Origin of the sequence: Acinetobacter sp. TY1, from assembly GCF_048551395.1 — a bacterium.
Taxonomy (GTDB): domain Bacteria; phylum Pseudomonadota; class Gammaproteobacteria; order Pseudomonadales; family Moraxellaceae; genus Acinetobacter.
In genome coordinates this window covers 126,204-137,744 of sequence record NZ_JBLYZK010000003.1, presented here as the reverse complement: position 1 = coordinate 137,744, position 11,541 = coordinate 126,204, and the positions used below count along the sequence as shown (strand labels likewise).

7 protein-coding genes are annotated in these 11,541 nt (G+C 39.9%); 2 read left to right on the top strand and 5 right to left on the bottom strand.

From position 1 onward, the window contains the following. Positions 1 to 305: 305 nt before the first annotated feature. From pta to ACK2M2_RS03195, 3 genes are all read right to left on the bottom strand, one after another. Positions 306 to 2,444, bottom strand: coding sequence for a phosphate acetyltransferase (gene pta, locus ACK2M2_RS03205; protein ID WP_419346105.1), 2,139 nt, complete (start codon positions 2,442 to 2,444; stop codon positions 306 to 308). A gap of 80 nt (positions 2,445 to 2,524) precedes the next feature. Continuing rightward, entirely contained in the window at positions 2,525 to 3,742 is a 1,218-nt protein-coding gene (locus ACK2M2_RS03200; RefSeq protein ID WP_419346104.1) for an acetate/propionate family kinase, read from the bottom strand. A gap of 320 nt (positions 3,743 to 4,062) precedes the next feature. After that, positions 4,063 to 5,328 carry a glutamate-5-semialdehyde dehydrogenase gene (locus ACK2M2_RS03195; RefSeq protein WP_419346103.1) on the bottom strand — a complete coding sequence of 422 codons (1,266 nt, stop codon included), beginning with the start codon at positions 5,326 to 5,328 and terminating at the stop codon, positions 4,063 to 4,065. 296 nt (positions 5,329 to 5,624) lie between these two features. On the opposite strand from ACK2M2_RS03195, the gene ACK2M2_RS03190 reads away from it, so the two are divergent. Then, positions 5,625 to 6,953 carry an alpha/beta fold hydrolase gene (locus tag ACK2M2_RS03190; RefSeq protein WP_419346102.1) on the top strand — a complete coding sequence of 443 codons (1,329 nt, stop codon included), beginning with the start codon at positions 5,625 to 5,627 and terminating at the stop codon, positions 6,951 to 6,953. Positions 6,954 to 7,038: 85 nt separating this feature from the next. Here ACK2M2_RS03190 and ACK2M2_RS03185 read toward each other — a convergent pair whose 3' ends face one another. Next, the gene (locus ACK2M2_RS03185; protein WP_419346101.1) at positions 7,039 to 7,926 is read right to left on the bottom strand and encodes a class I SAM-dependent methyltransferase; all 888 of its coding nucleotides are present in this window, start codon (positions 7,924 to 7,926) and stop codon (positions 7,039 to 7,041) included. Between the two features lie 141 nt (positions 7,927 to 8,067). Further along, on the bottom strand, positions 8,068 to 9,087 hold the full coding sequence (nagZ, locus tag ACK2M2_RS03180; RefSeq protein WP_419346100.1) for a beta-N-acetylhexosaminidase: 1,020 nt from the start codon (positions 9,085 to 9,087) through the stop codon (positions 8,068 to 8,070). Between the two features lie 196 nt (positions 9,088 to 9,283). On the opposite strand from nagZ, the gene ACK2M2_RS03175 reads away from it, so the two are divergent. Next, positions 9,284 to 11,470: a carboxy terminal-processing peptidase gene (locus tag ACK2M2_RS03175; protein WP_409510284.1), complete on the top strand. Its 2,187-nt coding sequence runs from the start codon at positions 9,284 to 9,286 to the stop codon at positions 11,468 to 11,470. Positions 11,471 to 11,541: the final 71 nt, after the last annotated feature.

The following is an 11,541-nucleotide window of genomic DNA, read 5'->3' as shown; positions in this document are numbered from 1 at the left end:
AATAAATGATATTGTATTTTTTGGGATATTTTATTATTGTCATAAATTTGTCATATAACTTTCACATAATAGTCTCATCAAAAATTGAGATGTGAAATATGACAATTTCAAGCATCCTAATGGTTGTAGGCTTTAGTGTTTATATTGCTGCAACTTGGATCTACGGTCAGAAAGAAGATCAAGCCTAACGCTTTATCTTCTTTTTTTATGTCTGATGGTTTTGCATATTTCTCTAATATTAAAAAACCACCTAATTTTTCAATTAGATGGTTTTTCTCAAAAACGAAAGCGTTTAAATCGTAGATTTACGCTTCTTGTTGCTCAGACTGAATCGCAGTTAAAGCGATGGTAAAGACAATATCATCGACTAAAGCACCACGAGATAGATCATTTACAGGTTTATTTAAACCTTGCAACATTGGCCCGACACTCACGACATTGGCAGAACGCTGAACGGCTTTATAAGTGGTATTGCCTGTATTTAAATCAGGGAAAATGAACACGTTCGCACGACCCGCAACTTGAGAATCAGGTGCTTTAGAGCGTCCAACACTTTCAACGGACGCTGCATCGTATTGAAGTGGGCCATCAATGAGTAAATCAGGGCGACGTTGTTTTGCAATTTCAGTGGCTTTGGCAACTTTCTCAACATCTGCACCTGTACCTGATGTACCCGTCGAGTAAGAAATCATTGCAATACGAGGGTCTATCCCAAAAGCTTTAGCAGAATCTGCAGATTGAATTGCAATTTCAGCCAATTGTTCAGCATCTGGATCTGGATTGATAGCACAATCTGCATAGACCAAGACTTCATCTGGCAACAACATAAAGAATAATGATGATACGAGTGAATAATTCGGTGCAGTCTTAATCAGTTGGAATGCTGGACGAACCGTATTTGCAGTGGTATGAACAGCACCTGAAACCAAGCCATCGACCTGATTGAGTGCCAACATCATTGTGCCAAGTACAACGGTATCTTGTAGTTGTTCACGTGCTTGAGCTTCGTCTAACTTACCTTTACGCATCTCGACCATTTGTGCAACGTAGTTTTCACGAATTAGATCAGGATCAATAATTTCTAAATCAAATGGAAGCTCGATATTACGTGCTTTAGCAATTTCAAGTACAGCTTCAGGTTTTGCAAGCAATACACATTGTGCAATACCACGAGATTGGCAAATCGCCGCCGCTTGAATGGTGCGTGGCTCATCACCTTCAGGTAAAACAACCCGTTTTTTAGCCGCAATCGATTTTTGTACCAATTCATGGCGGAATGCAGAAGGAGATAAGCGCGGTTTATAATCGCCATTCAAAACTTGAATCAACCATTCTTGGTTAATGTGGCTTGATACAAAACGGGTCACTTGATCAGCACGTTCAGTATCATCAACAGGAATTTCATTACTGAGATTTGCAAGTTGCTCTGCTGTGGCAAAAGTACTGAGTGGTGTATGTAAAATTGGCAGACCATTTTTAATTGCAGACTGGCAGAAATCTAAAACTTGAGTATTTGGTGCATGATGTTCAGTCAATACTAAACCAGCAAGTGGAACGCCATTATTGGTGGCTTGGCTACTTGCGAGTAATACATCAATGCGGTCAGATGCACTGATAATCAGCTCGCCTGCAATAAATTTGTGTAGCTCATGTTCAATGTTCGATGCAATTAAACTGCTGTGTAAAACACGGCGTTGTTTTGCTTTACCTTCATTGATCCAAGTGGCTTGTAATTGGGCTGCCAAATCAGAGAGACGTGGGACACTGAGCGTATCGCTAAAAGGAACTAAGCCAATGACGGGTAATTGCTCTGAACCGAGTTGTGGGCAAGTTTTTTGTAATTCAGCAGTAAATTTTATCGTGTCACTAATCAGTCTTAAATTCGGATCAATCGTTACAGGAATTTGTGCTGAATCTTCAGGCAGACCACGGGTACGCATGAAGAGTACGCCAACATTTCGTGCTGCAGATGAACCGCCAAAGTTACGTACTTGTGATTCAACTTTTTCAGCTGTGTGTGCAGGGCGATTAATATCAGCATTGCTGACAAAAATCACTTTTGCATCGAGGGCTTGCGCAAGTGATACATTTAAATCACTTGCAAATGTATCACGCGCTGTTGGCACTAAGCCTTCAACAATAATAATGTCATGTGCTTTAGCAATTTGACGATGTAGGCTGACGGCTTCTTCAAGTAACTCATCAACTTCATTGGTATTCAATGCTTGAGTAATTTTACTGTAAGCAATAGGCTCTACAGTTTTAGCATTTGAAATATGACGATAAAGTGCGGTAGTACGATCGGGTTGTGTATTTGCTTCTTGTGAAAAAGGTTTTAAAAAACCTGCTTTAACACCTTGGCACTCAAGGGCATAAACTAAACCTAAACATGCCGATGTAAGACCCACACCTTCGCCAGTAGGAACCAATAAAATTGTTTTCATAAGCTGCTCTTAAAACGGAAAAGCTAAAATTAAAATAATCAATAAATCAAAAGGTAATACAGCATAAGGCAAAGCGACTGTTAAACAGTCGCTACTCCAGATTCAGACTTTTTTATTGCCTGTTGTACCTCATGGTTAACAACATGCTCAGTTTCTTTTGCAATACGACCTTCTTCATCCGTTGGCACAACCCAAATTTGTGGACCTGTTCCTGTATCAATACGACCTTCAGTACCACGTTTTAAACCATCATTGTTTTCTTTGCTGAGGTTAAAACCAAAGTGTGGTAGGTAAGACATTGTTTTTTCACGAATATATGCTGAATTTTCACCAATGCCACCAGTAAAAAATAAGCCATCAATACGTGGTAAGCCACAACTAAGTGCTGCTAATGATTTTGCGAGGCGGTAGCAAAACACTTCAATCGCAAGGCTCGCATCTTCATTGCCTTGTTCAGAAGCTTCAATCAATGTACGCATGTCATTCGATAAATCAGAAAGACCTAACAAACCTGATTGGCTGTTGAGCATTTTATCAATTTTATAAATATCCCAACCCAAATTGCTTGCAAGGAAGCTGTGAATACTTGGATCGACATCACCACTACGTGTACCCATCACTACGCCTTCAAGCGGTGTAAGACCCATAGAAGTATCAACACTTTGACCATTCCAAATGGCACAAGTCGAGCTACCATTACCTAAATGTGCTGTTAACCAACCACCTTGCTTGAAGCTACCTGCAAGCTCTGAACCGCGTTCAGATACATAAGCATGGCTTGTTCCATGAAAACCATAACGACGTACATTATGTTGTGTATATAAGAACTTTGGTAATGCATAACGGTAAGCATGCGATGGCATAGTTTGATGAAATGCGGTATCAAATACAGCCACTTGTGGTAACTCTGGGAATAGACGCATAGTTGCATCAATACCAACTAAGTGGGCAGGATTGTGAAGTGGTGCCAGTGGCGTTGCTTCACGAATACGTTCTACAATTTCAGGTGTCAATAATTCTGCTTTGGTCAATGTGCCTCCGTGTACAACACGATGACCAATGGCTTGTGGTTTATATTGAGCAAGACGAGAAAGGATGGTTTCCAAGGCTTTTTCGTGGTCAGCATGTGGAATAGACAATTCCAACGGCTGATTCCCAGCAGTCACTCCTTTAATACGCGCCTCAGCAGAACCTAAGTTTTCTGCAAGTCCAAAAATACGATCTTCACGACGCTCTGAAACAAGCGCATATTTGATTGAAGAAGAACCGCAGTTAATTACTAATACTGATGTAGACACGTTTTATTACCCGAAATTGTAATTTGAAGTAGTCATCTTGTTGATCCATTGCTCTTTTTATTGATGCAATCTAGATCGTGTTTATGTTGTACCATGCGTTGTTTTTATAGCCTAGATAGACTTTAGGTGATTAGACTTAAGCATTATCGACTGCTGAATTATTAATACTTAAAATTTATCAGTTAATTGTTTAAAATTATCAATACTTTAACATTTAAAAATGATAAGCATTTACTTTCTTGTAGGGTTTTAGTGAAAACCCAATACCTAAACGAATTAAATATTGGTTAACTTTTAATTATATTTCAATGCTTAGCGGTTTATTGACGAATTTGTCCATCACCCAAAACGATCCACTTTTGTGACGTCAAACCTTCGAGTCCAACAGGCCCACGGGCATGAATTTTGTCTGTTGAAATACCAATTTCAGCACCTAAACCATATTCAAAACCGTCAGCAAAGCGAGTAGATGCATTGACCATAACAGAGCTTGAATCGACACGAGTCAAAAACTGACGTGCAAGGCTAAAGTTCTCAGTGATAATCGAGTCAGTATGGTGTGACCCATATTTGTTGATGTGCTGAATTGCTTCTTCTATGCCTGAAACAACTTTTACCGCAAGAATTGGTCCAAGATATTCTTCGTACCAATCTTCTTCACTCGCAGGTTTCACTGCAGCTCCTAAGATTTTTTGTACATCACGGCAACCACGGAGTTCCACTTGCTTTTCTGCATACAGTTCAGCAATGCGTGGTAAAAATTCTTCGGCAATTTTTTCGTCGACAAGGAGTGTTTCCATTGCATTACATACACCGTAACGATGTGTTTTAGCATTCAAAGCAATCGGCAGTGCTTTTTGCAAATCGGCTTGAGCTTCAACATAAACGTGACAGTTGCCATCTAAATGCTTAATTACAGGAATGGTTGCTTCATTGGTAATACGTTCAATCAGTCCTTTACCACCACGAGGCACAATCACATCCACATATTCAGACAATGTGATGAGTTGACCTACGGCAGCACGGTCAGGTGTATTAATCACTTGTACGCAGTTTTCAGGTAAACCTGAAACTTTTAATCCGTGTTGAATTGCAGTAGCAATTGCTTGGTTTGAATTTAAAGCTTCAGAACCACCACGTAAAATAATCGCATTGGCAGATTTGAGCGCAAGTGATGCCGCCTCAAGCGTGACGTTTGGACGTGATTCATAAATCATGCCAACAACACCTAAAGGAACGCGCATTTTACCAATTTGAATACCGCTTGGGCGGTAAGCCAAATCTGTAATTTCACCAATTGGATCAATCAGGCTAATCACATCTTTTAAGCCTTGTAGCATATCTTTAAAACGTTTGGGGTTCAGTTCAAGGCGATCAAGTAAGGCACTATCCAAGTTGTTTGTAAGCGCTTTTTCTATGTCTATTTTGTTGGCAGCGAGAATTTGCGGTTCATTCGCTTCCAAAGCAGTATAAATGGCAGATAATGCGTTATTTTTTACAAGTGTAGTTGCAGCAGCCAGCACACTTGCTGCCTGACGGGCTTGTTGACCTACAGTTTGCATATACTGTTCAATTGAATCTTGCATAGCCTTATATTTGATCGTTGAAAATATCTCTTTGATAGTAGCAGTGCGACTATAAACAATCTATGCCTATTCGGGAAGAAATGCGGAGTGGGTCAAATTTTGTAACGCTTTTTTTGCCAATATGACCGTTTTAATTGGATGAGCGGTCAATATAGTGATTGCTAAGAAATCTGACATCTGTATAGAATGAAAGCATATAGGATATTGATGACATATAAATTTTCGATATTTTTTGATCATTGGAAGAACAACTTAACTTGCAAAATAAAAAAATAAAGCAGGGATGGAGGTAGGAAATGAATTCCATTATCCAGATGGATCCAGAATTACATCAAAACTTCACAGGTTTTGGGTTTTTTGACATCTATCATAAGGGGAGTTTTAAGCAACCGGCACGAACTACGTGGATTGATGGTTGGAAAATCGAGTACATGGCAATTGCCGATCCAAGCACAATTCATAATACACCCATTGTGATTATTGGTGGAGCATTCCAAAACTTTAGCTCTTATAAATATTGTGTAGAACAATTTTTTGAAAGTGGTCCTGTCATCTTAATTGATTTACCTTCGATGGGCTCAAATCAGCAAATTACCAATGTCGACAGTGGTTTATCGGCAGGGACTCTAGAGTTGCCTGACTTATCTCGTATGCTCGGGCAGTGGTTAGATATTGTTGGCGTAAATAAAGTTGATGTTGTAGGGATTTCACTCGGCTCAGTGATTGCATCATTTTTTGCACAACAGCATTCAGAGCTTGTGGAAAAAATGATTTTGATGGGGGTGATGCAAGAAACCCGCAAAAGTTGGCGCATGTTACTTGAAGAGTCTTTAATGCTGATGAAAGAGCAGCGTATGGATGAATTCGGTCAAGCGGTGATTCTATATTTGGTCAATCATGCCAAACTCGATAAAACGCGTATGTCACCGACTGCAAAACGACTTTTCTTTAAGCAAATGGCTGAGTTCTCGGCAACTGAACAAGAACGTTATGAAATTAACTGCACACGTTTACTTCGGTTGAGTCAAGTGCCTGTACCACAGGTCAATACTTTGGTGGCGTGTGGTCAGTACGACAGCTTTACATTGCCGTATGAAAATGCAAAATTTGCACTACAATGTCCCGATGTTCAATTTGCCATGATTGCTAATGCCGATCATGTACCACAACTACAGCGTCGCAAAGAAACCATGACCTTATTTACCACCTATTTGAAAGGTGAGTCGATTCAAGGCTTAGATGGCATTATTAATTTGACTCGTGATCAAATGGAAAATATGGATCGCCGTGGTGAAGAGCGTATTCAAGTTCTACAACCAGAAAGCAAACTGACCCATCGTCATTTGTCGGATGTGATAGATGTAAATATTGTGGATATGAACTACTTTGGTGTGCTTTTACAGCTTGATCAAAAAGAATATGTTGAACAATATCCACGCGATTTAGCCTTGCATTTGAGTGATAAAGATGGTGAGTTTAGTATTGAATGTTTGATTTTTGATTGCTCTGCACAAGGTGTACGTGCTTTGTTTAAACATGGTAGTTTTGAAGTGGCAGATCGTTTACTTCGTTATATCCAAGCGCAGAAACAAGATGTAATGCTAGAACTAGATGTTGTTTTCTAATCTTTAAATTTTATATTTATTGAAAAGTTAATATAAAGCCCTCATTTGAGGGCTTTATATTTTTAAAATATTAACTTAAAGATCGTTAACTCATCGGGTTGGGGTGCTGGGCGTGAATCATCCATACCAAATCACCTGCATGTTGATCTTTCATCATTTCAGGATGTTCATCTATGGTCGTAGTAGTTTGTGTTCGGTCATCAAAATAAAATGTAGGTTGAATGACATCAACTGTATTAAAACCTGCCGTATAGAAAAATGAGCGAGCTTCATCAGGGGAAATGAAGTGGAATGTGAATGCGCTGCGAGAAATCACTTTGAGTAGTTTACTACTACTCCAAATGACTTTTGCTAAACGATTTTTGACTGGTTCAGGATAAATATCGGTCAGGTAATGTAAGGCTTTAAAGCCTTTGCCATAATGAGCAATCGATTGAATGAGTTGTTGCAATAATGGCTTAGTGAAGTAATTGATTAATCCCTCACTAATGACAACTAAAGGGCGGTTCTGATCAAAAACTTTAAATGCATTTTCGAAATCAGGGGTAAATAAATCGACGGATAAAAGATCGGGGCTTGTTGGATCGATTTGTTTTAAAGCCTGTTGTTTTTCCTGTGCCATATCGGGCAAATCAAGTTCACGATAATCAATATCAGGGTAGTGCTGTCTAAACCACCATCCACGAGGTGAAAGTCCTGCAGCAATTTCAAGTACTTGTAAATCAGGATGTTGTTGAATGAGCATAATTAGATGATCATCTAACATTTTGTGGCGTGCTTTCAATGTCGTCCGCATACTGCCACCGACATATTTTTCTGCCCAATTTTCGATAGGATTGGCAATCATTGCTAAAGTTTTACCTTTAGACGTAGCAAGTAAAGGATGCGATATACCCATTTGATACCAAATATAGCCGGTGTAATGTGCAGTAAATGAAATATGTCGGTGTTTAGACAGTTGTGGTTCGCTCATGGTTATCCTTCACTGATGCTTTTTGTCGATCAGACTGATCGAGCTATATCATTATTATTTCAATATCTTAATCTTAAGTGTTTTAACAGTTTATGTGTAAAAAAGGAACACCGAAGTATTCCTATTCTTTTTCAATTAAAGTTAAAGTGAATTTTTGAATGCTTCAATCACGTGTTTAACAGACTGCCATTCTGTGCCTAAATCTAATGTTTCACCAATTTGAATTTTAGGAATTTTGCCACGCATACGCTCTAAGCGTTCTTGATTCGGTAGTGGTAAATTTTCAATGCCTGCAAGTGCCACACAAGCCGATTCACGGTTATTACACACTAGGCCCATGTCACAGCCTGCATCTAAGGCAGCTCGAATACGTGCATCGGCATTGCCTGCTATACATGCAGCTTGCATACTTAAATCATCGGAGAATAGTACGCCATCAAATTTTAAGGTTTGACGGAGAATTTTCTGAATCCAAAAAGGTGAGAAACCAGCAGGGTTCGGGTCAACATTTTCATAAATTACATGTGCTGGCATAAGTGCATCAAGTTGTGGTTTGAGCTGAATAAAGCTTTGCATGTCTTGTGCATAAATTTCGTCATAACTGCGTGAGTCAATGGCTGCAGCAACGTGAGAGTCTGCTTTAACTGAACCATGACCAGGGAAATGTTTACCTGTTGTTGCCATACCTGCACGATGCATACCTGTCATAAAGGCTTGAGCAAGTGGAACAATATCCTGCACATTTTTGGCAAATGCACGATCGCCGATTACATCACTAATATCGTTGATGTCGAGTACTGGGGCAAAACTAAAGTCAATCCCGACAGCTAAGACTTCAATTGCCATAAGCCAACCGCATTGCTCCGCGAGTTGAATGGCTTTTTCAGGTTCAGTTAAGTAAAGTTCACCAAAATGCCCCATTGCAGGCAATAGAGTGAACCCTGTTTTTAGGCGTTGCACACGTCCGCCTTCTTGGTCAACGGCAATGAGAATCTCAGGGCGAACTTGACGCATGTGATCAGTCAAAGCCCGAACTTGTGCCAGAGATTTGATATTTCGTGTAAATAAAATCACGCCACCGACTTGCGGAGCTTGCAATAGTTCAATATCTTCTTGAGTAAGTTCTGTGCCTGCGATATCAAGCATCAATGCGCCGATCATAGGAAATCCGTAGTTGTATTTTTAAAAGGAAAACAATACCTGTATTTTGCAATGATTTGCTACATTTTGTCAGTACAGATTATGATAAAACTACACGACATAGACAGATAAAGTTGTTTAAGATTTTGAAACTGTTGAATTCAGATTAAAAAGCGACACCAAATTGGAAACTCCGAGAAGGATGCATTAACGAATTATGAAACTTCAGACAATTGCTTGCGCCGTTGCATTGGCAACCGGTGGATTATTTTTTTCACACACAATTACTCAGGCAATGGCTGAAACCACTACAGCTGTTGTTTCAGGGGTAATTCAGCCTACACAAGAACAAGCCTTAGTGACTCGTCAGCTTGCAACATTGGTCGATCGACAGCATTATTTAAATATGCGCCTTGATGCAACGACATCAGGGAAAATCCTTGATATGTATCTGGATAGCTTAGATCCTGAACATACTTTGTTCCTTGCATCGGAAGTACAAGACTATAAAAAACAGTATGGTACGACTTTGGGAGCATCGCTTAAAGCAGGGGATTTAAAAGGGCCTTATGCGATTCATGAACAATACCGTAATCGTCTAAAAGAATTTTATTCATTTATGTTGGCTGAGTTGAAAAAGCCACAAAATTTAAATCAATCCAATACATTTATTGAAACCGATCGTGAAAAATCGCCTTTCTTCAATACCAAAGCTGAGCAAGAAACGTATTGGCAGAAAATGTTGGTTTCACAGCTCATTAACTTGACGATTACCAAAGAAGAAGAGCAAGCCAAGCAAAAAGCATTAAAAGATGATCCATCTCTAGCCAATGGTCAAGATTTAACAGCATCAGAAGACTTAACACCAGTTCAAACATTGACTAAACGTTATACCCGTCAACTTGAGCGCATGGGGCGTGTGAAGAGTGATGATGTGCTTGAACGCATCTTAAACTCAATGACATTGACATATGATCCGCACAGCAACTACTTCCCACCGCTTGATGCGATTGAGTTGAATCGTCAAACGACATTGCAACTTGAAGGGATTGGTGTATCGATTCGTCCTGAACGTGGTAATGAAGATTTCACTAAAATTGAAACCATTGTTGAAGGCGGTCCTGCAAGTAAGTCAGGGCAGGTGAAATCGGGTGATCGCATAATTGGTGTGGCGCAAGATGGCGATAAAATGGTTGATGTGATTGGCTGGCCAAGTTCTGAAATTGTCGGTTTGATTCGTGGTAAGCGTGGAACGAAAGTGGCTGTGAAGCTCCTTGGTGCAGGTGCTTCTATGAATCAGGCACGTATTGTGATGTTGACCCGTGATGTCATTCAAGAAGAAGATGCGGGTGTACGCTCTCGCACTGTTGAAGTGATCCGAGATGGTCAAAAACATAAATTTGGTGTGGTAGAAATTCCATCGTTCTATTTGAACTATCGTGCACGCCGTGCTGGGGGAGAATATCGCTCTGTTGCCGAAGATACCAATAAAGCATTGCAATCTCTAGCTAGTCAAAAAGTGGAAGGGGTAATTATTGATTTACGTAATAATCCAGGTGGTTCACTAGAAGAAGTTGCCAAAATGATTGGTCAGGTCATCAAGGAAGGACCTGTGGTGCAAATTCGCGATGGCAATGGCAATGTTAGTGTCTTTGAAGATACCGATGGCGGTGCACAAACCTATGCAGGTCCATTGGCTGTATTGATTAACTTGGCATCTGCATCGGCTAGTGAAATTTACTCGGCTGCTATCCAAGATTATGATCGTGGCGTAGTGATTGGCAGTACAACAACAGGTAAAGGAACGGCACAGGTTCAGTTAGACAGTTTGGCTTATGGTCAGGCAACGTTGACGCAGCGTAAATTTTATCGTGTGACGGGTGGTAGTACGCAAAATAAAGGGGTGATTCCTGATGTTAAACTCGTCGATATTTATGACGAAGAGTTTGGTGAGCGTAAAGCGAAAAATGCGTTGAAATGGGACACTATTCCAACAGCACCATTTAAGCGTGAAGGTCAGATTCAACCTTATGTGCCAGAGTTATCGGTATTGTCTAAACAGCGTGTAGATGCTGATGTGCAATTCCAATATCTTAATGCGCGTAAAGCGATTGCCCAAATTTCTAAAGATCAAAAGCAAGTCGTGTTAGATATTACTCAGCGTAAAAAAGACTTAATTGAACTTGAGGATAAGACTTTGCAAGCTGAAAATGCACGCCGTAAGGTGATGGGGCAGAAGCCATATCCAAACTGGGAAAGCTATCAAGCCTCTATGGATGCTTTAGCAGAATCTCGTGCAAAAATGAAAGTAGCGCAACGTCCATCATTGCCTGAAGAAGAGACTTTTGTGACTGAAGCTGCCAATGTGTTAATGGATTTAGGGCAATTACAGAAAAAACACTAAAGTATTGATTAAGTAATATTAAATAAAGGGCATATTGTGATATGCCCTTTTTTTGCCTAATGTGAAAAAAA